Annotated in this window: 23 protein-coding genes and 6 pseudogenes; 17 read left to right on the forward strand and 12 right to left on the reverse strand. The window is 67.5% G+C overall.

Going from position 1 to position 23132, the window contains the following annotated elements; translation table 11 throughout:
* Positions 1-133: 133 nt before the first annotated feature.
* On the reverse strand, positions 134-742 hold the full coding sequence (locus ACFVWD_RS51085; protein WP_389605477.1) for a hypothetical protein: 609 nt from the start codon (positions 740-742) through the stop codon (positions 134-136).
* 85 nt (positions 743-827) lie between these two features.
* On the opposite strand from ACFVWD_RS51085, the gene ACFVWD_RS51090 reads away from it, so the two are divergent.
* Together ACFVWD_RS51090 and ACFVWD_RS51095 are read left to right on the forward strand one after the other, a co-directional pair.
* Positions 828-1232 carry a hypothetical protein gene (locus tag ACFVWD_RS51090; protein WP_389605478.1) on the forward strand — a complete coding sequence of 135 codons (405 nt, stop codon included), beginning with the start codon at positions 828-830 and terminating at the stop codon, positions 1230-1232.
* A 288-nt stretch (positions 1233-1520) separates the two neighbouring features.
* Positions 1521-1727, forward strand: a complete 207-nt coding sequence (locus ACFVWD_RS51095) for a hypothetical protein (protein WP_389605479.1) — start codon at positions 1521-1523, stop codon at positions 1725-1727.
* Positions 1728-2121: 394 nt separating this feature from the next.
* On the opposite strand, the gene ACFVWD_RS51100 is transcribed toward ACFVWD_RS51095, so the two are convergent.
* A complete protein-coding gene (locus tag ACFVWD_RS51100) occupies positions 2122-2556 on the reverse strand; it encodes a cupin domain-containing protein (RefSeq protein ID WP_099943992.1) in 435 nt (144 codons plus the stop codon).
* Between the two features lie 278 nt (positions 2557-2834).
* Here ACFVWD_RS51100 and ACFVWD_RS51105 point away from each other — a divergent pair.
* Together ACFVWD_RS51105 and ACFVWD_RS51110 are read left to right on the forward strand one after the other, a co-directional pair.
* Positions 2835-3731, forward strand: a pseudogene (locus ACFVWD_RS51105) (IS5 family transposase).
* Entirely contained in the window at positions 3643-3903 is a 261-nt protein-coding gene (locus ACFVWD_RS51110; RefSeq protein ID WP_389605481.1) for a hypothetical protein, read from the forward strand. Before ACFVWD_RS51105 ends, ACFVWD_RS51110 begins: the two are co-directional and overlap by 89 nt.
* A 48-nt stretch (positions 3904-3951) precedes the next feature.
* Here the strand turns inward: ACFVWD_RS51110 and ACFVWD_RS51115 are convergent, their stop codons facing one another.
* The 5 genes and pseudogenes from ACFVWD_RS51115 to ACFVWD_RS51135 all read right to left on the reverse strand — a co-directional run bounded on the left by ACFVWD_RS51115 (position 3952) and on the right by ACFVWD_RS51135 (position 8613).
* Entirely contained in the window at positions 3952-4422 is a 471-nt protein-coding gene (locus ACFVWD_RS51115; RefSeq protein ID WP_389605483.1) for a hypothetical protein, read from the reverse strand.
* A 1005-nt stretch (positions 4423-5427) separates the two neighbouring features.
* Complete coding sequence (locus ACFVWD_RS51120) at positions 5428-6093, reverse strand: hypothetical protein (RefSeq protein ID WP_389605485.1); 666 nt, start codon at positions 6091-6093, stop codon at positions 5428-5430.
* Between the two features lie 671 nt (positions 6094-6764).
* Positions 6765-7604 (reverse strand): annotated as a pseudogene (locus tag ACFVWD_RS51125) (transposase); the annotation flags it as partial.
* Between the two features lie 371 nt (positions 7605-7975).
* Positions 7976-8356, reverse strand: coding sequence for a toxin Doc (locus ACFVWD_RS51130; protein WP_389605505.1), 381 nt, complete (start codon positions 8354-8356; stop codon positions 7976-7978).
* An 8-nt stretch (positions 8357-8364) separates the two neighbouring features.
* A complete protein-coding gene (locus tag ACFVWD_RS51135; RefSeq protein ID WP_389605487.1) occupies positions 8365-8613 on the reverse strand; it encodes an antitoxin MazE7 in 249 nt (82 codons plus the stop codon).
* A gap of 185 nt (positions 8614-8798) precedes the next feature.
* Here ACFVWD_RS51135 and ACFVWD_RS51140 point away from each other — a divergent pair, with 185 nt between their 5' ends.
* From ACFVWD_RS51140 to ACFVWD_RS51150, 3 genes and pseudogenes are all read left to right on the forward strand, one after another.
* Complete coding sequence (locus tag ACFVWD_RS51140) at positions 8799-9407, forward strand: RNA polymerase sigma factor (protein ID WP_389605489.1); 609 nt, start codon at positions 8799-8801, stop codon at positions 9405-9407.
* A complete protein-coding gene (locus ACFVWD_RS51145) occupies positions 9404-10327 on the forward strand; it encodes a CU044_5270 family protein (RefSeq protein WP_389605491.1) in 924 nt (307 codons plus the stop codon). Before ACFVWD_RS51140 ends, ACFVWD_RS51145 begins: the two co-directional genes overlap by 4 nt.
* A 208-nt stretch (positions 10328-10535) precedes the next feature.
* A pseudogene (locus ACFVWD_RS51150) lies at positions 10536-10673 on the forward strand (DnaB-like helicase C-terminal domain-containing protein); the annotation flags it as partial.
* 84 nt (positions 10674-10757) lie between these two features.
* Here ACFVWD_RS51150 and ACFVWD_RS51155 read toward each other — a convergent pair.
* Positions 10758-11171, reverse strand: a pseudogene (locus ACFVWD_RS51155) (transposase); the annotation flags it as partial.
* Positions 11172-11507: 336 nt separating this feature from the next.
* Between ACFVWD_RS51155 and ACFVWD_RS51160 the strand changes: the two are divergent.
* From ACFVWD_RS51160 to ACFVWD_RS51170, 3 genes are all read left to right on the forward strand, one after another.
* Entirely contained in the window at positions 11508-12422 is a 915-nt protein-coding gene (locus ACFVWD_RS51160; protein WP_389605492.1) for an NAD-dependent epimerase/dehydratase family protein, read from the forward strand.
* Positions 12423-12597: 175 nt separating this feature from the next.
* A complete protein-coding gene (locus ACFVWD_RS51165; RefSeq protein ID WP_054229293.1) occupies positions 12598-13002 on the forward strand; it encodes a Dabb family protein in 405 nt (134 codons plus the stop codon).
* A gap of 78 nt (positions 13003-13080) precedes the next feature.
* Positions 13081-13449, forward strand: a complete 369-nt coding sequence (locus tag ACFVWD_RS51170) for a nuclear transport factor 2 family protein (RefSeq protein ID WP_389605494.1) — start codon at positions 13081-13083, stop codon at positions 13447-13449.
* A gap of 14 nt (positions 13450-13463) precedes the next feature.
* Here the strand turns inward: ACFVWD_RS51170 and ACFVWD_RS51175 are convergent, their stop codons facing one another.
* Both ACFVWD_RS51175 and ACFVWD_RS51180 read right to left on the reverse strand, forming a co-directional pair.
* Positions 13464-13715, reverse strand: a complete 252-nt coding sequence (locus ACFVWD_RS51175; RefSeq protein WP_389605495.1) for a transposase — start codon at positions 13713-13715, stop codon at positions 13464-13466.
* A gap of 41 nt (positions 13716-13756) precedes the next feature.
* A complete protein-coding gene (locus tag ACFVWD_RS51180; RefSeq protein WP_389605497.1) occupies positions 13757-14206 on the reverse strand; it encodes a MerR family transcriptional regulator in 450 nt (149 codons plus the stop codon).
* Positions 14207-14392: 186 nt separating this feature from the next.
* Here ACFVWD_RS51180 and ACFVWD_RS51185 point away from each other — a divergent pair, with 186 nt between their 5' ends.
* Together ACFVWD_RS51185 and ACFVWD_RS51190 are read left to right on the forward strand one after the other, a co-directional pair.
* The gene (locus tag ACFVWD_RS51185; protein ID WP_389605498.1) at positions 14393-15091 is read left to right on the forward strand and encodes a LuxR C-terminal-related transcriptional regulator; all 699 of its coding nucleotides are present in this window, start codon (positions 14393-14395) and stop codon (positions 15089-15091) included.
* A 13-nt stretch (positions 15092-15104) separates the two neighbouring features.
* A pseudogene (locus ACFVWD_RS51190) lies at positions 15105-15326 on the forward strand (cysteine hydrolase); the annotation flags it as partial.
* Between the two features lie 195 nt (positions 15327-15521).
* On the opposite strand, the gene ACFVWD_RS51195 reads toward ACFVWD_RS51190, so the two are convergent.
* The gene (locus ACFVWD_RS51195; RefSeq protein ID WP_389605499.1) at positions 15522-16130 is read right to left on the reverse strand and encodes a TetR/AcrR family transcriptional regulator; all 609 of its coding nucleotides are present in this window, start codon (positions 16128-16130) and stop codon (positions 15522-15524) included.
* Positions 16131-16222: 92 nt separating this feature from the next.
* On the opposite strand from ACFVWD_RS51195, the pseudogene ACFVWD_RS51200 reads away from it, so the two are divergent.
* The 4 genes and pseudogenes from ACFVWD_RS51200 to ACFVWD_RS51215 all read left to right on the forward strand — a co-directional run bounded on the left by ACFVWD_RS51200 (position 16223) and on the right by ACFVWD_RS51215 (position 18910).
* Positions 16223-16962 (forward strand): annotated as a pseudogene (locus ACFVWD_RS51200) (SDR family NAD(P)-dependent oxidoreductase).
* A 12-nt stretch (positions 16963-16974) separates the two neighbouring features.
* Positions 16975-17628 carry an NAD(P)-binding domain-containing protein gene (locus ACFVWD_RS51205; protein WP_328759402.1) on the forward strand — a complete coding sequence of 218 codons (654 nt, stop codon included), beginning with the start codon at positions 16975-16977 and terminating at the stop codon, positions 17626-17628.
* 119 nt (positions 17629-17747) lie between these two features.
* Positions 17748-18140, forward strand: a complete 393-nt coding sequence (locus tag ACFVWD_RS51210; protein WP_097283084.1) for an ester cyclase — start codon at positions 17748-17750, stop codon at positions 18138-18140.
* An 83-nt stretch (positions 18141-18223) separates the two neighbouring features.
* Positions 18224-18910 carry an SDR family NAD(P)-dependent oxidoreductase gene (locus tag ACFVWD_RS51215; protein WP_389605501.1) on the forward strand — a complete coding sequence of 229 codons (687 nt, stop codon included), beginning with the start codon at positions 18224-18226 and terminating at the stop codon, positions 18908-18910.
* 814 nt (positions 18911-19724) lie between these two features.
* Here the strand turns inward: ACFVWD_RS51215 and ACFVWD_RS51220 are convergent.
* A complete protein-coding gene (locus ACFVWD_RS51220) occupies positions 19725-20597 on the reverse strand; it encodes a TetR/AcrR family transcriptional regulator (protein WP_389605502.1) in 873 nt (290 codons plus the stop codon).
* Positions 20598-20737: 140 nt separating this feature from the next.
* Here ACFVWD_RS51220 and ACFVWD_RS51225 point away from each other — a divergent pair, with 140 nt between their 5' ends.
* The gene (locus tag ACFVWD_RS51225; protein ID WP_389605504.1) at positions 20738-22963 is read left to right on the forward strand and encodes an MMPL family transporter; all 2226 of its coding nucleotides are present in this window, start codon (positions 20738-20740) and stop codon (positions 22961-22963) included.
* The last annotated feature ends 169 nt before the right edge of the window (positions 22964-23132 follow it).

Below are 23132 nucleotides of genomic sequence, written 5' to 3' on the forward strand. Positions count from 1 at the left end.
GTCCGGGTCGGGAGCGGTCTTCTGGGTGACCAGCAGGTGGGGGTTGGCGCTGGTGGGCCAGCGTCGGTGACGGTAGGTGAGCCAGTCGGCGGCCAGGGAGCTGAGGGGCCGATCGCCGGCGCGATCGGCAGGTTCAGCGCCGCCACCGTGGTGGGCTTGCGCTCTGACGGCCACAGCGGTGCCTTCGGATGTTCCAGTGCCAGACGGTCAGCACGCTGCGGCGCTTGGGTGGTGAGCCCTTCTTGGCCTTGCCGTACCGGACCAGCAGGGTGCCGTACTCACCGAACTCCCGGCCTTCCGGGTTGCGGCCGAAGTCGGTGACGTCCAGCATCCGGGTCTCGTTGCGTCGAAGGCCGTAGGCATACGCGACCTTGAACAAGGCGGCGTCCCGGAAGGCCGGCAACCAGCCCTTGCGGCCCTTGCCGCGAACGCGCAGGACCTCCTCGTCAGCATGGTCGAAGAACGCCTCCAGTTCGGGCCGGGTGAAGGCCCGGCGTTCCGGCTCTCCCTCAGCCTCGTCGGCGTGCGTCGCGGCGTTCCAGTCGTAGACCACCTGGACGGGGTGAGTCCCGAAGTGCCGCAGGCACTCGTCACCCCACCCATAGGCGGGGTTGGTCAGGAAGTCACAGAACTGCCGTACCGAGCCCTGGTAGTTGCGCAGGGTGGAGCGGACGCAGCCGTGCACGGCCCGCAGATCGGCCGACCATTCGTCGACGTGCTGTGGCGTCCACTGCCATGGCATCGCATCGGCATGCCGGGTGAAAGCCCGGACCGTGCGTTCCTGGTCATTGACGTATCCCGGCGACAGATTCCGGGCGAGCTGTTGGTTGCGCCAGCCGGTGCTGGACCGGCTGATCGGCGATCGCCCGCCGCTCGCACCGGAACTGGTGGAAGAGCTGGCCACGCACGAGCCGACCCTTGGGACGCTGAAAGAGGCATGTGATGCGTCCTACGAACGACTGATCGCCGCCCGGGCCGACGACCACTACGGGACGGAGGCGAAGGCCCGGGAGAATCTGATCGCGCTGCTGGGCGCGGCAGAGTACAACACGGAGCACACCGACATCGGCGGGCGCCGGCTCAACGCCGTGGAGATCGACGCCTGCCAGCTCAGCGTGGTTTCGCCGGACGACCAGGACCCGTTCTGGGACAACCTGCTGAAGCCCATGCTGAGCCTCGCCGAATCCATCCCGTACGCCATCGCCCGCTGGCTTGATCGGCATGGCGCCTGAGGCGAACGCGCACCCCGAGGCCGGGGCGTCGGACAGGCTTCCGCCCTGATCGAGCACCCGTCGGGACGGCCACTGACCTGCTGGTACTTGCCGGGACCGTATCAGTCAGCCCGTGATCGACCTGATGCCGTATGAAGGGTTCCCCGTCCGGGCAGAGCTTCGGTGAGCACGCTCAGGGTTCGTCGCGACGGATCACGTACGTCTGGAACGGGGAGCCGGCGCACGGGAGAAGGGCGTCAATGTCAGTGCCGCGCCGTACGGTCGATGGCGAGGATCAGGAGGGATTTCGTGGCCGACCATCACCGTGATGCCCAGCACCACGCTCGACTTGCCGAGAAGGCCCTGGAGGAAGTCGCCGACCCGGCGCAACGGGCCATCGCGAATGCGATGCTCGCGCTAACCCACGCCGTGCTGTCAGCAGGAGAGGATGTCCGCGGTCTCAGCCAGCCCCTACTGGAGCTGCAGGAAGCCGTTCGCTACCCGGGCCGCTACTGACTTTGTTGGCGTGATGCCGTAGCTGACGAGCGGTGGTTGCTGCGGTAAGCCGGTTGAATGAGGTATCCGCAAGGGGGCGGGCTGACCGCGGAGCGGCAGGCGTTTCGTGAGCACATTCGGTTGCAGGCGGCCGAGCTGTTCGCCGTCGGGCACGGCAATGCAGCGGTCGCCAAGCCGCCCCCGACGACTACGGGGTGCCGGTGGCCGCAGTCGCCTGCCACCGGGCCGAGCTACTGGATACTCCCGTCTACAGCGTGACTGATCAACGAGCGAACAGTACGGTCCCGGCCGAGCCGGCCACTCACCGCCCCCGGCACTGCGGAACAGCCCTTAGTTACTGGCTTTGTTGGCGTGATGTCGTAGCTGACGAGCGGTGGTTGCTGCGGTAAGCCGGTCAGGGGCGAGGTGCGCGACGGTCCCGCCGTTGCTCGAGCTCCTCCGCGCTGACCGGAATGAGCATCGGCTGGCCGGGTGCGCAGAACATCGTTACGACGAATGCGGATTCGGCGTCGGCGAGGTTGTTGCCGTCCTGGTAGTGGATGACGTCGCCGCCCGGCTCCCAGAAGGTCTCGCCGGCCTTGAGGACGCGCGCCGGCTCGCCCTCCAGCTCGAAGATCATCTCGCCCTTGAGGACATAGCCGTAGGCAGGGCCGGAGTGGCGGTGCGGCGGGGCGCCCTCACAGCCCGGCGGGAGGGTGACCAGGAGTGTCATCGCCTCGGCGCCCTCGGGTATCTGCCGTGCGCCGGGTACGGAGCCGATCACGTCGATCTTGGGCGGCGGTGTGGTCGCGTTGGGGTTCTCGATGTGGTGCGAGTGTTCGGCGCTCATGAGTTTCCTCATTATTTATGGTCGGTTGGATCTTCTTATGTTGGTTAAGACAGGGTGGAGTCGCGATGTGTGACACAGCCCTCGCCGCCGTCGGATGGCGACGCTGACGGGGCGGCTAAAACGAGCCTGATCGGCCTCACCGGCGGCGTCCCGGCCGAGGAAGGTGCCGCGCACTGAAAGGGTGTTAAGTCCGTTCCCTCTCGTTTCGTGATCGCTCGTTCGTGGTACTGATCGGCGCGTAGGTCAGCAGTTCGACATGCGCATGCTGGGATGCGGGCATGGAGCGAAGACCGTATCCGAGCGACTATCGGACGAGCAGTGGGCGTTGATCGAGCTGATGATCACGGCTTGGAAACAGGACCGGGTGGGGCGGTCGACGACAGGAGACCCCGGGACCTGTGATTTCCGGGAGGTCGTGAACGCGATCTTCTACCAGAACCGGACGGGCTGTCAGTGGCGATATCTGCCCCATGATCTGTCGGCCGGGTCGGCGGTGTTCTACTACTTCACGCTGTGGCGCCAGGACGGGCCTCGACCAGCGGATCCAGGAACTCCTGCGCTGCCAGGTGAGGGAGAAGGCCCGCCGATTAGAGGACCCGTCCCTGGTGGTCATCGACACCCAGTCCGTACGCGCGGCCGCGGGTGTCCCGAAGAGCACGACGGGACTGGACGCGAACAAGAGGACGCCGGGGCGCAAGCGGGGACTGGCCGTCGACGTGCTGGGGCTGATCATCGGCGTCGTCGTCCTGGCAGCGTCGGCACACGACAACACCGCCGGCACGGCCCTGCTCGACCAGGTGGCCGAGCGGTGCGGAAACCGCCCGGAGAAAGCCCTGGTGGACCAGGGCCTCAAGGACGAGGTCATCATCCACGGCGCACTGCTGGACATCGCCGTCGAGGTCGTCCGCCGCAACCCGGACGACCAGGGCAAGGGCTTCGTCCCGCAGCCCAAGCGGTGGGTGGTCGAGCAGGTCAACGGCACGCTGATGCTGCACCGGCGTCTGGCCCGCGAATACGACCACCGGCCCGACAACGCCGCCTCGCGTCTCGGACACCCAGCGGCGCAAGGACAACCGCGCCCGTGCGGTGAGCAACTGCCGCCGCTACTTCGGCCCCGGCTACAGCAGCAACAACACCAAGGACTGCGACGAGTTTCCCTTCGTCACCACCTATGAGGGCTGCGCACAGCCCGAGTACGACGTGCACGCCGAGAAGAACAACTTCTCCGTCCTGCCCGTTAACAAGAAGCAGAACGGGGACGCCGGAATCCTGCTCGGCCAGTTCTACAAGAAGAACCGCATCATCGACGGCATGGACGACGGCTTCCTCGTCAAGATCACCTCATAGCCGGCCCGGGGCGGCCGGGATCCCGATGCAGGGGACCTGGCCGCCCTCTCACACGACGGCGGGCCAGAACTGGACCAGGTACCGCTCGACGCCCTCCGGCACGCCCTCCTGCGCCAGGCGTGCCACCTCACGGCGGCCCTCGCAGTACACCCGGACCTGCCACCTGCCGTCCGTGTCGGACAGATGCACATAGGTGTCCATCGGCCCGGCCGCGACACCCCACAGCGCCAGTTCGCCTGACGGGCAGTGAAGCTGGGCTTCCGCCTTTTCCTCCCAGTCGCCGCGGTCATCGGCGGCGGGCGGCTCCCCGTCCCACACTTCGGCAGTCATGGCGGCGGTGTGCGTGTGGCCGGCGCTCTCGACGTCCAGCCGGCCCTCATGGGCGGTCAGGAACGCACCACCGGCCTCACGGCCCTCCGGATACTCGAGGGGGACTTGTGTGTCGTCGAGGTCCTGCAGAGCGAAACCGTAGAAGTCGACCTCCACGTCAAGCTTCTGCTGCCGGATCAACTCAGCCACCACTACTCCCGAGCCCGATCACCTGATGCGACACCATCAGTGATCGTAGTCGCTCCGATCGACTGCGACGAGGGCGCGGCCGGGGCAGACCCCCGACCGGCGTGCAGACGCACCGGGCGGAGCTCGCCACACGGGACTCCTGGAACGCCGCCACCTGACCGACCCTCCAGTCCGTCACCTCAGATGCGCACGGCGGCACCGGCACCATCACCACCGCTGACGGCCCCAGCATCCTGCACACCGGTGAGGCGGCGACCTGGTCCGTCGCCAGCGCCACCGACGCCCAGCTGACAGGTCTTCTCGCCATCGCGGTGAAGGCCAGAACCGTGACTATCACCTGGACGAGCGGGATCACGCCGTAGACGGGTGTGGCCCGCTGCACCGAGGGCGCAGCGGTCCACGTGGTCCCCGGCTGTTTGGACTCTTGGCTACCTCACCGGGCAGCTCACTCCTCGAAAGCGCGAGACTATTCCCTTTTGGGAGGGTGTGGATCCCATCCCGCGGCAAAGGACCATGTGATGTCTGACGATGGCGACGGGGTGAACTTGAAGTACGCCTTTTTATGGTTGGACGCAAACCGTACTTCGTTGAATGTGGGTGTGACGTTCCCCTCCGTGCATGTCAGTGGAAAACTGAGCCCGGTCGGCTCCAAGATGACACGCAGAGTTCCGTCGCCTTGGCAATTCACCGCTGTGGCCAGCGTCTTGCCCGCCCGGATGCCTCCCTTGAGGGGATATTCCGCGCTGCCTTTGAGGGCGGCAGCGGAAACCAGCACCGGGACTCCATCCTCGGCAAGGTTGGGGGGCTTGGTCACCGAGGCGGTGTGTTGTGGGGCTTGGGACGTATCCGAGGGTGTGGGTCTTGGCTTGGTAGTACTGACGCTTCCGGTTGTCTCGGATGCCGTGGGGTGCGCTGCCGACGAGGAGTGACCGCTGGTGCATCCCGCCGCGGCTACGGCGGAGAGCACGGTGGCACAAGCCAGGCGACCAGTCCGATGGAAGGCGCTCATCCGTTCTTCGTCTCCCAGAGATACCAGCCCAGGTGGTGAGGCGTGTAGCTGGTCACGGTGACGTGCGGAGTGGTGGCGCAATTGGTGTAGTAGTGGTAACTGACGCCTTGGTTGCGCATCCGGTAGACGCCGTACTTCCCGTACGTGGAGTAGTGCGCCGGCGTCGTGATGGTGGATGAAGTGGAGATGCCGACCGCCACGGAGGCGCTGAGAGTCACGTCGTACTTCGCCTCAATCTTGGCGATCATGACTTGGACGCTGGTGGAGAGGTGGCCGGCAATGGCGACGCCAACGGTTCCGGTGGTCGTCGACGTGAATGTCGACGTCATATTCCGGCTGGTCGCGTTGGTGTTGGACTGCGTGATGCCAATGCCCTTCATGTGATACCCGCCCTTGTATGTAGGCGTGTAGACATTGATTGGGTCGCAGTACTCGCTTCCCGGGTGATTGCCCGGTCCAGGGTCAGTGCTGGGAATGTCGGGTTCGGTGTCCACCTGATTCGATGGCACCTCTACTGCATCGGTCTCATCGACCTCATCCGGTGCCGTTTCGTGCACGGTCGCCGAATTGCCCGTCGTGTCGCCGTCGTCTGCGAATGCGGCTTGCGTCCCGAGGCCGCCGAACAGCATCAATGCTGTAGAACCCCCCGCGACGGCCTGCACGACACGATGACGCACTGAATTGCTGTGTAGCAAATTGATCCCCGTATTTTAGGTTGCGCTAGTCAGGCGCTCCCGCTCCGAAGAGCTGTGATGACAGTGATTGACCGGCCTGTTAATCGTCAAGAGTCATCTTTTGGCTTGAGGATTACCTGAGGTTCGAATATCCCGCGCTGTGACACCAACGGAACCCACCCCACTCGCGCCTCATGCCCCTCGCTGGTGGCGTGCGATCCTCGCAAACCTGCAGCTAGGAAGGGTTTCTGATGGTGCGTCACATAACTTTCAGTTCGACCTTTCCCTTCGACGACTGCATGCGGTGCTGCCACTGTCGATGGCTCACTGTCATGCCAAGTCTTTACGGTCGCGACTCGCCAGGCCTCGGTCGGTCGATGGCCCTCTTTGCAAGCCGGGTAGCCTGTCGCGCCGCCGTCTCTCGTTCCGGTCACCGGGTGCGCGGCGTGCAGGGGCAGGCTACGCGGGCCGGTATGGGCGTTTCGGGTGCGGTCCTGGCCTCGAAATTTCGTGACGGCCTGTCGGTTTCTCTGACGGGGCATTTCGATATGTCTTGCAGGATCTGAGCGTGTTGGTGGCCCGACTGTCGTGTCGGGTGAGCGCCGGGTTCCACGGCTCCGGTGCGGGTGGTGCTTCTCGCAGGGACGGGAATTCGCTGGTCAGCCCGGGTTCGGTAGGGCTTGCAGGCGGTCAATCGCCGTGGCGTTCGTGTCGGTCCAGAGCCAGTGCTGCGGTAGCCGGAGCCAGCGGCGTCGGCTGGTGGTTACCAGTTGGGCGGCGGTGGAGAACAGCCGGAGCCGGAGCCGTCTGGGCTCCCAGCGGCGGGTGGTGCCGCGCAGGGCGAGGATGGGCATCCAGGCGAGCAGGTCCAGGGCGACGGAGACGATCTCCGGTCAGATCTGGTTCTGTGCGTGGCGTGGGAGGTTGCGCAGGCCGGTGTCGCGCGCATTGCGGATGTGGTCTGCGCAGCGGACCCTTCGGCGGTGGCGGAGTTCGAGGTCGGCGGGTTGGCGGCCTTGGGTGTGGGTGGCGAAACAGGTGATGCGGTTGCCGTCGACGTCGGTGATCCGGAGCTGGGCGCCGGGGTGCGGTCGTTCCCTGCGGACGATCAGGCGTATGCCCTTGGGCCAGGCGCTGAGGTCGGGCATGTCGGTGATCTCGGCACCCCAGGCCCAGGCCCAGGGACGCTGGAAGCCGTCAGCGTCGTAGGCCAGCGTCCATGCTCGCTTCGGGATCTTCAACACGGCTTGATGGTTGGCGTCGGTGATGGTCGTACCGACCGAGTACGACAGCCACCGGCCCGGCCAGGACAGCCGGTCCAGGAGGATGTGGGTGCCGCCGCCGGAATCGGTGCGGATCAGGGTCTGGCGCCCGCGCCGCAGTACCTTGGGCAACTGAGCCAGGACCAGTTGGGCCGCTGCGATGTGGTCGACAGCGGTGTTGGAACCCGCGTTGCCCGGTCGCGGAAGCGTTTGCGGCCCCCAAGCGTCAGCCGGGCCAAACAGGCTCGTGAAAGGGCGAGGCTTGCCTGGATCTACGTGCCCCAGATCCGCCACGGCCGGGCGGGGGAGCATCGACGTGGGCGTGGGGCTCGCGCCCGAGCCTGAGTTCTCGATCCCGGGGCCGTCGGCTGAAGTTGCGGAGGCCTGCCGCTTGCCGAAGGCATCCCGGGGCACCGATGAGAAACCAGTCGCCTCGGCCTACGTGGAGGCTGAGCACCTGAACGGCGCAGGCGCGACCGCAGAGAATGCCCGAGTCGCCTGGCCGACTACCGGCGTGCGGGAGGGGCTTCGGTGACTCAGGGGCAGTCCGAAGACGTTGCGGCTTCTGGACCTGAGCGCGGGAGTTGATGAATCCGTGGCTGGCGAACTCATTCGGCCGGGTGCATGGAGCGCAGTCGGTCGGCGATGTCGTAGACGGTCAGGCGCAGTGCGCGGATATCGGTGACGAGGTCGCGCCAGGGTTCGTATTCGGTGTCGATGGTCTCGCCGGACGCCCGGATGTAGGCGACGGCGACGCCGTATCCGAAGTATTCGTTGCGGGCCGGCAGGGGCCTCAGCAGCACGATCTGCTCCAGCAGTGCGGCCGCCCGCCAGTACGGGTCCGGCGATCCGACCTCGATCTGCGGGGTGTTCACCCGGTGCCGTGCGACGGCGGCCACCAGTGCCGAGTAGTCCCGTACGGCGAGTTCTTTGCCGAGTAGTTCCTCCTGTCGGTCAAGGAGCCACCGGATATCGATGTGCAGTTCGATGGGCAAGGTCAGGCCGCCCGGCTGCTGGTGTGAGAGGGCTGGGGGAGACCGCCGAAGTCACGGTCGAACGCTTCGGCGATGCCGGGCTGTGCGATGGCTTTGCGGAACTCGGCGGTGGCCACGCCCAGGTTGAGCTGGTTCTCCTGCTCGATGGCCAGCTCGGCGAGGAGAGCGCGCACGCTCGTGCCGCGGGCGGCGGCGATCGCGGCGAACCGGTCCCGCGTCTCGATGTCGATCTTCACTGTGGTGTCAGCCATACTCCGAGTATGCATCCATGACTACCTCCATGAATACCGTTCGGGGAATGTGCCGGTCCCCGGTGCACGCGGAAAGCCGCGAACACTTTGCCGGGGGATGCCTGGGCGGTCGGCGCGAACGCTCCGCGTGCCACGCGACAAGTACGGGTTGAGACCGCCGTCGGGCGGTCGGAGACGGAGAATCCGTGGAACCGGATCACAAGCACCAGGGCAGCGATGACAGGGACGCCCTGCTGACGTGCGCTGTGGACGACCCGGCCGCGTTCACACCGCTGGTGGAGCAGTTCTCGCCCGCTCTGCACGGCTACTTCGCCCGTCGCGCGCCGGGTGCTGCCGACGACCTGCTGGCCGAGGCGTGGCTGCAGGCCTTCGCGGCGCGCGACACCTTCGACGCCTCACGCGGATCGGCTCGGGGATGGCTGTTCGGGGTGGCCCGCAACGTCCTGGCCGGGCACCTCCGGCGGGCTGGACGGGCGATAAGCACAGCCGACCCCGTCGAGGTCGACCCGTGGCAGGCGGTGGACCAGCGGCTGGACGCCGCCGCCCTGGCACCTGAACTGCGCCGGGCACTGGCCGATCTGCCCGCTGAGGAGCGGGAGCTGTTGCTGCTGGTGTCCTGGGAGGAACTGACGCCGACGGAGGCAGCCGCTGTGGTCGGGATCCCCGCCGGCACGGCTCGCTCCCGCCTGCACCGTGCACGCGGCCGGCTGCGCGCACACCTCGCCCCCATCCGCCACCACCTGGCCTTGGCTCCCGCCACCCCCGTACGTACGGACCGGAAGGAATCCGCATGACCCAGCGACAGGACCTCCTCGACTTCCCCGGCGCTGAGGCGCTCCAGGCCGCGGGCCGCGTCGAACCCCCGGCTCCGCAGGCTGTCGTCCAGGCGCTGGCGGCGGTCCACGCCGCCGCCCGCCAGGAGACCGCGCAACACTCCGTGGCGGCTCCCCTTGGGCGGCGCACCTTCGCCCACGGCCGGCGGATCCTGGCGACAGCGGTGGCGGCGGCCGCCGTCGCAGCGGGAGTGGTCGCGTACAGCACCACGGATGCCGGCCACTCCGGCGGCCACCCTACGCTCCAGGCGCAGGCCGTCTCCGTCGCCACCTTCCTGGACCACACCGCGGACGTGGCCTACGCCAGGCCGGCCGCCAGCGCGCGGTACTGGAAGGTGCAGACGAAGGTCAGCCAAACGGGAGCGAAGCCGGCCCCCGCGACCGACTATTACTACGCTCGCTCCATGGACGCCGTCTACATCGTCGCGGGCGGCCAGACCCACAAGAAGCCGGGCACCTTCGGCTGGCGCCTGGGGCCCAAGGAACTGCACAGCTGGAGCGACCTGGACCGGCTGCCCACCGACCCGACACAGCTGATCAAACTGATGAACAGCTCCAAGGAGTACGCCGGCCAGTCCGCCTTCCTCCAGGCCGGCGCCCTCCTCGGCGAGACCCCCGCTGGGCCCAAGCTGCGCGCCGGGCTGTATCGGGCCCTCGCCCGTCTCCACGGGGTCAAGCTCGTCGGCACAGTGAAGGACAGTGCGGGCCGCACCGGCACGGAACTGGTCTTCAACGGCGTCGCCAGCACTGACCACATGGTGATCGACCCCAAGACCAGCGCCCTGCTGGAGACCAGCAGCATCAGCACCAAGGGCAGCGACCGCGGCCAGACCATGCGCCTCACCTACCTGTCCGTCGGCCCCGCCAACAAGATCGGCTGACCTTCCCACTTCATCCCTGAATCGGCGCCCCGGGGACCCCGAACAGCCCTGGGACGCCGCACGGCAAAGACCAACGACGGGCTCGCGGGGCGCGGCGGCTGACGACCCCGCCTGACTGCCGACCAGGCCGCGCTCAGCAGCTCTTCGACGCCCGCGCGCGGCAATCCGGTCCCTCACCGACGAGGACTGGACCCGCCTGGCCCGCCGCATGCCGGACGTGAGCGCCGCGCCCCTGTTCATCCAGGACACCGCTTACAGGACCTTCACCGACCTGCGCGCCCACTGCCGGCGCCTGCATGCCCAGCTCGACGTCCGGCTCATCGCCGTCGACGCACTGCACATGCTCAACTACGGCACACGTCAACTCGGCTCCCGCTACGAAGAGATCTCCGAAATTTCCGAAGGTGTGGCCACTCGCGGCGGCATAGGTGAGCATCACCATGACTTGGCAGTTGCGGACGTCACCGGTCGTCCCGCAGTGCTGGTGGCCGACCCCGACGGACTTGTCACCCTTCTTGATCACCTGGGTGTCGTCCAGCACCAGCGTCGCGCCCGAATCCCCCAACTCCCGTGCCGCGTAAGCCTGCACCTCAGCCAGCAGTCCGTCCGCGCTCCAGGACGCCTCGCCCAGAAACTTCTGGATCCGGTGCGGGGTGGCATGCCCGGCTCGCCCTGCCATCGTCCAGCCGTTCTTCCGGCCCAGGTCAGACAGCAGCCCCTCAATCAGATCGGCGAACACCTCCCGCGGCTCCGGCCGGGCGAACAGATGCCCCAACCCGCCCGTCAGGGCAGCCAGTTCCTCTGCCCACCCCTCAACGTGCTCCACCCTCACATCCATCAGCATGACCGGACAACGGTCAGCACCGATCACCAGTCACAAGATCTACGGTAGTAGCTGACAGTGTTAGAAAAATCTATCCCTGCCAAATCGCAGCGAGGCCCGGCTAGCGTCACGACTTGTGCGACACCACCGGTGACCAAGTACGAAGACGGACGACGAGATTGATACGAGCCCCTAGCTCACTGACAGGCGGCAGCACACGGCAACGTGAAGAACCGCCGATCCGAGGTCTGCCCTGCGGCCCAGGCTCAGGCCGATTAGTTGCCACAACGGCCATCGACGAACTTTGTTCTGAGTCTTTAACGAACCGGGACGCCTATCTATATGAAAGAGCCCATCATGGCCACACATGTCGTTATCGGCGCCGGTTCCATCGGCACGAATGTCGCTCGCCTGCTCGCCGACCGCGGTGAAAGCGTCCGCATTGTCACGCGCAGCGGCTCGGGCCCGGAGTATCCGCAGGTCGAACGGGTCGCCGCGGATGCTTCCGACCCGGGCCGCTTGACCGAACTGTCTCGCGGCGCAAAGGTGATCTATCACTGTGCGAACCCGCCTTCCTACACAATGTGGGAACGGCTGTTGCCGCCCATTCAGAATGCGGTCATCACGGCCGCGAAAGCAAACAGGGCCGTGCTGGCAATTACTGGCAGCATGTACGCTTACGGCCCGCAGCCTGGCGGTATGATGAACGAATACACCCCCATGGCCGCCACTGGGCCTAAAGGCCGTCTCCGTAAAAGGCTGTGGGAGCAGGCCCTTAACTCCGGAGTCCGCACTGTGGAGGTTCGCGGGTCCGACTACATCGGTAGGGACTCGAATGGCCTGCATTCCATAATCATTGAGCCGGCAATGAAGACGGGCCGAGCAGCCTGGGTGCCTGCCGATCTAGATGCGCCACATACCTTCACCTTCAACGGAGACATGGCTCAGGCCCTGGTCGCACTTGGAAATGATGAGCGTGCGTGGGGTCAGGCATGGCATGTGCCGTCGCCACCGGCCATCAGCATCCGTGAACTGGCGCGGCGCTACGCCGCCGCTGCAGGTCGGCCCCCGGTCAAGCTGATCCCGATGCCACGCGCGGCAATGCGCACAGCTGGGCTTTTCGTGCCGACAGCCCGTGAAATGGCCGAAATGGACTATCAGTGGTACTCGCCGTTCCTCGTGGACGCCTCAAAAACAGCTGACGCCTTCGGCCTCACCGCCACCGACCTAGACATCATTATCAATAATCAGGTGAGCGCGGCCGCGGCTTGATCCCGCCTCCAGATTTCGACAGCGAGCAGCGATTCCGGCACTGCGCTTCGTCATGACACGTCCGGCGAATCGGTCCTTATCGCATTTGAGTCAATCCTGCGATGAGGCCCACCATCTGGGCTGTGTCGTGAAAGGTATCCCTCTTCGGCAGTGAGAAACAACGACAGGAGTAGCCATGATCTACCACATCAACCGCGCGAAGGCTAAGGCCGAAGTCACCCCCGAGCAAATCGAGGCTGCCTTGGAAAGTTGGCGCAACCAAGGACGGTCCAACCCGGCCGTGAAGTCTTTCATGGTTGGCCGCGATCTCGGCGGGGACTTCGACTACAGCTGTGTGTTCGTCGTTGAGGACCTCGACGGCCTCTACGAGTACCTGACCCACCCCGCGACTATCGGGACTGACCATCTGGGCCTGGCGCTGCTCGAACGCCTCGACATCTTCGACATCAGCGACGACGATGACCCTGACCTGTACGCGAAAATCGAAGAACTGCACCGCCGCCGCAGCGCCCTGAACCCGGAGGTTCCCGGCATGCTTTCGGACGTCCCAGACTTTCGCGGCGCCGGCGCGAACGACTAATCAGCACGTCACGACCGGCGGCACCTGCCGGTCAGGTCGTGACGCAATCACCGTAGAGCAGCGAGAAGGAGTAGTTCTGTGCACCTAATTGACGCGGTAGATCGCCTTTGTGACGCCATCAATTCGCATACAGCGCAACGAGTCGCCGACTGCTTCACTGCCGACTACGCGGCGGAGGTGCCGCACCGTCCTGCAGAAAGTTTTACTGGGCGGGAGCAGGTGCTGATGAACTGGTCCTTGGTATTTACCCGAGTGCCCGATCTGCAAGCAAGAGTTCTGCGGACAGCGGTTTCGGGGCCCGAGGTGTGGTCCGAATGGGAAATGAGTGGAACTTCTTTCGAGGGGCTACCCGCTCTCTTGGCCGGACCTGTAGTAATGACCGTCCGCGACGGTCGGATAAATTGGACTCGTTTCTATGTGAGTCCGGTCCCGCCCGTCTCATCCTAAGGTAACTAATCAGGTCAGTTGATCGTGGGTACCCACGGTCGGCCGGATGCCAATTGGACGAGCGCGTCGAGCAGATTGATGCCATGTTTGGTGGCGGTGGCGAGGTAAGCACGCAGATGGCAGAAGTGTTCCGCGCCGGTCAGGGTCCGCATGCCACCGGAGGTCTTCTGCCGGAATTTGACCATGCGGACTTCCCGTTCGGCGGCGTTGTTGTCGAACGGAAACGGCGACCGAGCGGACCGGCACCACGCCATCGCCCGATTCACACCCCGTCTCAAACACAGGGGAAATCACAGCTCGCGGCGGCTCACTCCGCGCGCTTTTGGAGCTCGGCCAGGTAGTCGGCGATCGCGTGACGGTTTCGGGCCAGGATGTCGATGCGCTCGGTCAGACTGTCACGCTCTCGTTCGAGAGCCGCCACCGTCTCGGATGTGACGCCTTTGAAGGCGATCGGATCGCGCGGTGATTGCAGGCAGGGAAGGATCGCGCGGATTGCCTGCGTCGACAGGCCCGCGTTGAGCAGTTCTCGGATCTGCTGGACGCGGCCCAGGGCTGCTTCGCTGTAGTCGCGGTAGTTGTTGGGCCCGCGGGTCGAGGTGATCAAGCTCTTTGCCTCGTAGAACCGCACCTGTCGCGGAGATGCACCACGTGGTGGACCTGTGGGTGGCCATCGCGATGCGGCACGCACACAGCCCTGGCAGCGCGACACTACCGCCATCCACCGAGCCCTCGGTGCCGACTGAGCGCGCGGCGGCATCCGGCGAAGATGCGACCCAGACCACAAGAGAAACGATGCAGTTTCGATAACCGCAGCGTTAGCCTGAAACCCAAGGTGAACGAAACCGTTTCGTTCAGAGGGGGTGAGCTATGACTGAGCACACACCCCCTCGCAGCGATCACTGCCCGCGCCGATAATCCGCTTCCCGTTGAGAGAACGCCCACCATGACCTCCGTACTCATTGTCAATGAGCAGTCCTTGCAGCGCCGCGGACTGCGCATGCTCCTGGCGGAGGAGCCCGGCCTGACTGTCGTCGGCGAGGCCTCGAGCGGGGCCGAGGCGGTCCGCATGAGCGCCGCACTGTGCCCCGACGTCGTGGTGATGGACAGCCACATTTCCGACTCGGACGGCACCGAGACCATCCGCCGCATCACACGGCCTCCCACCCTCCCCTGGACCCCCGAACTCTCCAGAACGCAAGGGAACGGCCCACGCGTGCTGATCCTGACCCCCGCCAGCCACGAGCAGCGCGCCAACGCCGCCCTGCGCGCCGGTGCCGGTGGATTCCTTCTCCACGACGCCACCCCCGGCGAACTGACCGCGGCCATCCGTGTCGTGGCCGCCGGAGGCGCCGTCATCACCCCCGGCCTGACCCGCGCTCTCATCGACACCGTCCGACAGTTGCAACCCGCGCTCCCTGCCGAGCGGGAAGTCGGGATCGGCACGCTCACCGAGCGGGAGCGTGTCGTGCTCACCGCCGTCGCCTCCGGCTGGTCCAACGCCGAGATCGCTGCGCGGCTGTCCATCGCCACGACCACCGTCAAGGCCCACGTCAGCAGCATCCTCGCCAAGATCGGAGCCCGCGCCCGTGTCCAGGCGGTGGTCTTCGCCTACGAATCGGGGCTGGTGCGGCCGGCCGCCTGAACGGCCCGAAGTCCTGCCGCGGCCTCCAGCTGGTCGACCGCTGTGGGAGACCACCTCCGACCTGAAGATCGCCGAGCAGGCGAACCGCCTGGTCCGACTGTCGCGCCAGGCCGGGGACCTGGTGGTGTGGGTGCTGCACTCTGGGCCCGGCACCGGCGACGTCTTCGACCCGGCCCTCGGCCATGTCCGGCTCATGGAGGAGCTGGAGCGAGCGGACGGGGTGCAGATATACCACCACCGCGGTCAGCCGGGGCCCGTACTGCACCGGCGCATCCACCCCGGCCGGAGCATTTGCGCAGGTCGCCGTCGCGCATCCGCACCGCCGCGCCACGAGCCGGTGCTCGACAACCCGGGAAGTTGCCCATCACGCCGGCGAGAGATGATCACCCGCCAGGCCCGCACGGCACGGCCCCCCGCAGCCACGCCGGTGTCAGGACAGGGGCCAGTGGCGCAAGGCGGCGTCGGCCAGCTCCTGCAAGTCGTCACGGGCGACGCCGCTCGCGGCTTGGACGGCGATGCCGTAGGCGAGGGTGGTGAGGTAGCGGGCCAGGAGGCCGGGGTCGGTCTGCGGGGGCAGATCGCCGTCATCGACGGCGCGCCGGAACCGCTCGCGGATGCGGGTGTATCCGGCAGTGCGCCAGTCGACGAGGAGGGCGCGGACGTCCTGGCCGGAGTCGCTGGTGGTCAGGGCCCCCTGGACGCCCAGGCAGCCGTGGGGGTGGGCCGGGCGGGTGGTGGTGCGCACGGTGCCGGCCAGGATGGCGGTGGCGACGCCAAAGGCAGTCGGCTGCTCCAGGGCCTGGGCCAGGTAGGCGCTCGGGCCGTCGGTGTAGCGCTCCAGCACCTTGCGGAAGAGCTGCTCCTTGTTGCCGAACGCGGCGTACATGCTGGTGGTGGAGATCCCCATCGCGTGCGTCAGGCCGGCGGTGCTGGCCCCCTCGTAGCCATGCTGCCAGAACACCAGCATGGCGCGCTCAAGGGCGGCTTCGGCGTCGAATCCTCGCGGTCGGCCGATTGGGCCGGTCGGTTTCGTCTCCACCTTCACACCCTACCCCTTCCGCAGTGTTCGCTGCAGAAGTGCTACGGTCCACTTCTGTAGCGACTGCTGCAGAAGTGGAAGGGGCGGCACACATGGGACTGCTCGACGGAAAGAGCGCTCTCGTCACCGGGGGCAGCGCCGGCATCGGCCTGGCCAGTGCGGTCCGGCTGGCAGCGGAAGGCGCGCACGTCTTCATCACCGGCCGGCGCCCGACCGAACTCGACGCGGCCGTCGACCTGATCGGTCCTGCGGCCACTGCGGTGACCGGCGACATCGCGAACCTCGACGACCTGGATCGGCTCTACGCCACCGTCCGCAGCCGGGGCGGGGGGCTGGACGTGCTGTTCGCGAATGCCGCCGTCGCCGCGCTCGCTCCGCTGGAGCGGGTCACCGAGGAGCACTTCGACACCCTGTTCGGCATCAACGTCCGTGGCCTGCTGTTCACCGTCCAAAAGGCCCTGCCGCTGCTCAACGACGGCGCCTCGGTGATCGTGAACGGCTCGACCAACGGGGACGTCGGCGATGCGGAGCTCGGCGTGTACGCGGCGACCAAGGCCGCCACGCGCTCGTTCGCCCGGACCTGGGCAAACGAACTCAAGGGACGCGGCATCCGGGTCAACACCCTCACCCCCGGCCCGACCGACACCCCCGCCCTGGCGGGGCTGACCCCCGACCCGGAACGGTTCAAGCAGCACCTGGTGACGCGGTGCCGCTGGGCCGGCTCGGGCGCCCGGAGGAGGAGGCCGCTGCCGTGGCCTTCCTGGCATCCGAGCAGAGCAGCTTCATCACCGGTTCGAGCCTGTACGTCGACGGCGGCCTGAACCAGATCTGAGAGGCGGACCCCATGCCCACCATCGGGATCATCGGCGCCGGCGAGGTCGGCAGCCAGATCGCCCGGGCGGCCCTGGCCCACGGCTACAGCATCGTGATCGCCAACTCGCGCGGACCGGAAACCCTGCAGCATCTGGTCGCGGAACTCGGCCCGTCCGCGCGGGCCGCCCGCGCCGCGGACGCTGCAGCCGCCGGCGATTTCGCCGTCGTGGCCGTCCCGTTGAAAACGGTCAACAACCTGCCGGTCGACGCCCTCGCCGGCAAGATCGTATTGGATACGAACAACTACATGATCTGGCGCGACGGTCACTTCGCCCGCATCGACTCCGGCGAGACGACCGTACTCGAGCTGCGCCAGGAGCACCTGCCCGCCTCCCGGGTCGTCCAGGCATTCACCCATATCCAAGCTCCCCGCATCACCACCGCCGGCCGCCCCGCGGGCGCCCCCGACCGGCTGGCGCTTCCGACCTCCAGCAACTTCCCCGACGCCGTCGACCTCGTGACCCGGCTCTACGACCAGTTCGGCTTCGACACCGTCAACAACAGTCCATTGAGCGCCTCGTGGCGCACGGCCCCCGGTCAACCCGCCTGGACCGCGCTGGCGCACCAAACGCGCGACGAGCTCATCGCCAACCTGAGCCGAGCACAGCGCCTTGCTCCGACGTGACGCTGACCGGCGGGCCCCCTCCGCAGCCGCGGCCGTCCGGCGCGGCCGCGGCGGCATTCCCGCTCTGACCCTCCGCGCGCGGCCCCGATCCGGAGCCATCCCACAGAAAGGCCCCTCACATGTCCGACAGTGATCTGCGCACGTTCTACCGGCGCTACCTCGAAGCGCTCAACGCCCACCAATTCGATGGCATGGACGCATTCATCAACGACCGGACAACGTTGAACGGGGAGCCCGCCACCCGCGACGACCTCCTGGCCGTGCAACGGCAGGACGTGGACGCGGTACCGGACCTGCACTGGGAGTTGCAGGAGCTGCTCTTCGACGGTGACCGTCTGGCTGCGCGCCTGGTCAACACCGGCACCCCCGTGAAGCCCTGGCTCGGCGTGGCTCCCACCGGCGCCTCGTTCGAGATCGTCGAGTACGCCATCTACCAGGTCCGCGACGGGCGGTTCGTGCACATGACCGCCCTGCACGACGCCGGTGAACTGCGCCGGCAGCTGACCGGCTGACCTGCAAGTTCGCGCCTGCCCCACTGAGACATGTCCGCATACCGAGAACGGCCCGCTCGGGCACTTCACTTGCGAGGATCTGCATGACCATCACACTGATCACCGGGGCCAACAAGGGCATCGGCTTCGAGACCGCCCGACAGCTGCTGGCGGTGGGCCACGTGGTCTACCTCGGCGCGCGGGACGTCGAGCGCGGACAGCAGGCCGCAGCGGCGTTGGATGCGAAATTCGTGCAGCTCGACGTGACCGATGACGCCTCCGTGCACAGCGCGCTGGCGGCCATCGACGCGGCCGAGGGCCGGCTCGACGTCCTGGTGAACAACGCAGGCATCTTGGGGGACGGAGCCCTCGACGGCCCCACCGCCCTGCGCGCCTTCGACACCAACGCGGTCGGCCTCGTGCGGGTCACGGAAGCGGCGCTGCCCCTGCTGCGCAAGTCCGCGAACCCCACCGTGGTGACCGTCTCCAGCAGCGCCGGATCCTTCTGGGCCGTGACCAACCCGGACCGTCCGGAGTACGCCTTGCCGCTGGCGCTGTACTCGGCGTCCAAGGCCGCCGCCACCATGCTCACCGTCCAGTACGCCAAGGCCCATCCGAGCATCAAGTTCAATGCCGTCGAACCCGGCACCACCGCGACGGACCTGACGGCGGCCTTCGGTGTCGGCAGGACGCCGGAGGAGAGCGCGAGGGTCGTCGTACGTCTCGCCACACTCGACGCGGACGGCCCGACCGGCACCTTCCAGGACGAAAACGGGAAGGTGCCCTGGTAGGCAGGCCAGCGCGGCTGGGAGGGCCCAGCCGCGCCCAGGCCGGCGGGTCACCAGCCACACCCATGCGGTGTCCCGTCCCCTGCGGGCGAGCAGCGCCGGACACATCCTCGACGTCGTGCACGCCGACCGCCTCGCCCCCGCGCATCCACGACAGAGCGCTCTTCGCCATGGACCTCATCGCCCGCCACCCACACGGACGAGCTGCTGTCCAGCATGCAGTGGATGGTGCGGACCCTCGCCGCCCCCGGCGAGGGTCCGGCGCGAGCGCTGGTCGGCCGGACCCGAAGCGAGGGCATGAAGCTGACCGGTGTGGTGGTCTGCCGCAGCAGATGACCCAGCGAGTGCTGGAGTCCGCTGTGGAGGGCGAGATCACCGGCCACCTCGGTTGTGACCAGGTGGGAGGTCCAGGAGTGCGGTGGGCACGCCACCACATGGGAACGGATCGGCCAGGCACTCGCAGGTCTGCGGATTGCTTGCCCGATTGCGAAGCGCCTTTCCCCGTGAAGGCAAGGTGACGGCACCAGGTGCCCCCAGATACGGGGCGAGCGGCATACAGCCCTTTCCCGGCCGGCCTGTGGTCCGACCCGCTCCGCGCCCCGGTGAGTTCACTCAGTTCAAGCGGCTCCGTAGCGCCCGAAGCGCGCCTCGGCCGCCCAGCGGCGGCCGGCCACCCGGTGCTGCCGGTCGGGCCACTGCCAGGAGGCGGACTTCGGCCCTCGCCCAGTCGTGGACGCGCGGGCCGTGCAACGCCGTTGCCGCACGAGCGGCGCTTCTGACGCCACCGCCCGGACGCGCGTCACATCTTGACGGCGTCTCACACCGCCCCGGCTTCAACGGCGTCCGCGCTCCCCGGGATTCGCCGGTGGATGTCCGCGAGCATGTTGCGAATCGCAAGGTGGAAGAGCTCAGCCTCGTGGTCCCCGAGGAACGAGGTGTGTCCGAACACCTCGAGGACGACCATGCCGTGCATGCGCCCCCATGCCTCCATGAGCAGGGCGATCGCGGGCGGCGGGAGGACTCCCGGCCCGTCCGGGGGCAGCTGGTCCAGGTAGGCCCGGAACTGGGGCGAGAGCGGGGGCATGTCGGCCGCCGCGAGTTGCTCCGGGCTGAAGCCGCCGAAGAGCTCACGCTGGAAGATCGTACTCATCCGGCGGGCGGCCATGGTGGAGGCGCCGTCGGCCGGGGCCGCGTAGTCCCGCAGCGGTGTCCCGAACAGGAGCTTGAACCGCTCGGGGTGGGCGATGGCCCAGCCCCGGTAGCCCTCGGCCGCGTCCAGCAGACGCGATACGAACGGCCGGTCCGCCACCGGGTCCGCTGCAGTGCCTCCAGCGCCCGCAGCCGGGTCGGCCGTCGAGTCGACGGCGGCCTGGACGGCGGCGAACAGGTCCTCGTACCCCTTGGTGACGAGCATCGTGACGAGGGCATGTCGGTTGGGGAAGTAGTGGTAGAGCGCCTGCACGGTCATGCCGAGGCTGCGCGCGACGGCCCGCAGGGACAGCCCCTCAGGACCGTGCTCGGTGATGTGCAGTTCGGCGGCGTCCAGGATCTCCCGCACCGCTGTGGCCCGCCGCCGCTCCCGCAGCGTGGGCGGAGCGGATGAGGCGGATCGAGCGGCCGGGGCGGAGGGAGCAGACGGCGCGGACGGAGCCGGCGGGGCGGCGGTCTTCGGCCGTTCGGGTACGGGCATGGGCCCACCCTACGGTGCACATCTGGCACTTGAACATAAACCGAGCACTGTCAGGTAAATCTCGCACTGCCAACTTCCCCATGGCCTCCCCTAGCGTCGTCGCGTCCCCGCAGACACATTGACCTCAAAGGAGATTTGGCGTGTTCGAACGCATAGCCGAGCTGGCGATCCGCCGGGCCCGGCTGGTACTCATCGTCGCCGTCGTGGCGACAGCTCTCATGGGTGCCCTCGGTAGCGGCGCATTCACCAAGCTGCTGGGCGGCGGTTTCGATGACCCGGCTTCCCAGTCCACCCGGGCACGCGATCTCATCGACAAGAAATTCGGCGGCGAGACCAACCTCGTGCTGCTGGTCCGCGCTGGCGACGGCCGGGTCGACACCCCCTCTGCCGAGCAGAACGGCAAGGCACTGGTCGCGAGCCTGAAGAAGGAGAAGACGCTCGCGAACGTCGTCTCGTACTGGGACACGCGGAGCGCCCAACTCTTGTCCAAGGACGGCCGCGAGGCCATGGTCCTCGCTCACGTCAAGGGCGACCCGACCCAGCAGCAGAAGAACGCCACGAGCCTGCTCGACGATTACGACGGCACGTACAACAAAGCCCTCACAGTTCGGGCCGGTGGGGTGGCCGCCGTCGGCAACGACATGTCGACGCAGGTGGTCGAGGATCTTGAACTGGCCGAGCTGATCGCGATCCCGCTGACCCTCATCCTGCTGCTGTTCGTTTTCGGCAGCGTGGTCGCCGCGCTGCTGCCGCTGGCCATCGCCGTCATCGCCATCCTGGGCTCGTTCGCCGAACTGTCCCTGCTCGCCGACGTCACCAGCGTCTCGAACACGGCGACCAACCTCACCACGGCTCTCGGCCTGGGACTGGGCATCGACTACGGCCTGTTGATGATCAGCCGGTTCAGGGAACAGCTCGCGACCGGCGCGAGCGTGGAGGACGCCGTCCGCCGGACGGTGCACACCGCCGGCCGCACCGTCGCGTTCTCCGCCTCCACCGTGGCCGCCGCACTCGCGGCGCTTCTCGTCTTCCCGCAGTATTTCCTGCGCTCGTTCGGCTTCGCCGGGGTCGGCGTCGTCGCCATCGCGGCCGTCAGCGCGCTGTTCGTCATGCCGCCGCTGCTCGTCGTCCTGGGGCACCGGGTCAACAAGGGGCAGATGCCCTGGGCGAAGACCGCGAACGCCACCACGCGCGTCTCCATATGGGCGCGGCTGGCGCGTACCGTCATGCGGCGGCCCGCGCTCACCGCGCTGCCCGTCCTCGCGGTCCTGCTGGTGGCGGCGAGCCCGCTGCTCGGCATCACCTTCGGCACCCCGGACGAACGCGTGCTGCCCAAGGACGCCGAGAGCCGCCAGGTCTCCGCGACGCTCCAGAAGAACTTCAACGGCAACGACAACGCCGCCCTCCAGATCGTCATCGGCCAGAACGTCGGCCAGAACGTGGGCAAAGCCCCGCTGGACAAGTACGCCGATCAACTGTCCCAGCTCAAGGGCGTGGTACGGGTCGAGACCAGCACCGGAACCTACGCCCACGGGCAGGAATCGGCGGCCGGTCCCGGCAGCGCCAACCTCAGCCGCCCCGACGGCCAACGGATCAGCGTCGTCAGCTCCTTGACGCCGAAGTCCGACGCGGCACAGAGCCTGGTCGGCGACGTACGGGCGCTCACCCCGCCCCCCGGCACCCACCCGCTGGTGGGCGGCATCGACGCCGAACTGGTCGATGCCAAGCACTCCATCCGCGGCCAACTCCCGCTCGCCATCGGCCTGGTCGTCCTGACCACGTTCGTCCTGCTCTTCCTGTTCACCGGCAGCGTGGTGCAGCCGCTGCGCGCCCTGGCCCTGAACGCGATCACCCTGGTGGCGACGCTCGGCATCATGACCTGGATCTTCCAGGACGGCCATCTCTCCTCCCTGCTCGGCTTCACGGCGCAGCCGATGGAGATGTCGATGACCGTGCTGATGTTCTGCATCGTCTTCGGTCTGTCGATGGACTACGAGGTGTTCGTCACCAGCCGGATCAAGGAACTCCACGACCAGGGCGAGGACACCGAGTCCGCCGTCACCAACGGCCTCGGGCACACCGGGCGCATCGTCACCGCCGCCGCCTGCCTGCTCGCGGTGAGCTTCTTCGCCTTCGGTACGGCCAAGCTCAGTTTCATGCAGATGTTCGGTCTCGGCAGCGGACTGGCGATCCTGATCGACGCTGTCGCCATCCGTGGTGTGCTCGTTCCCGCCGCGATGCGCCTGCTCGGCGACTCGGCCTGGTACGCGCCCGGCTTCCTGCGCAGGTTCCACGGCCGGTTCGGCCTCAGCGAAAGCGCGCCCGAGCCCGCTGCCGCGCCCGAACCCGCAGTCTCACGGGGTTGACCCCGGCCCACAGCGTCCTGCCCTGCGCGGAGTCCGGCTGGGGCGACACCGCTCAGCGGGCCGCGGGCCTGCTGACGAGGCAGCGCCCCCGGCCGTTCTCGGCGTGCGGATGATCCAGGGCGTACGGCTCCGGCGGGGGGGGGGGGCGGTGGCCGCCCCCCCCCCCCGC

Origin of the sequence: Streptomyces sp. NPDC058086, from assembly GCF_042885015.1 — a bacterium.
Classification (GTDB): Bacteria; Actinomycetota; Actinomycetes; order Streptomycetales; family Streptomycetaceae; genus Streptomyces.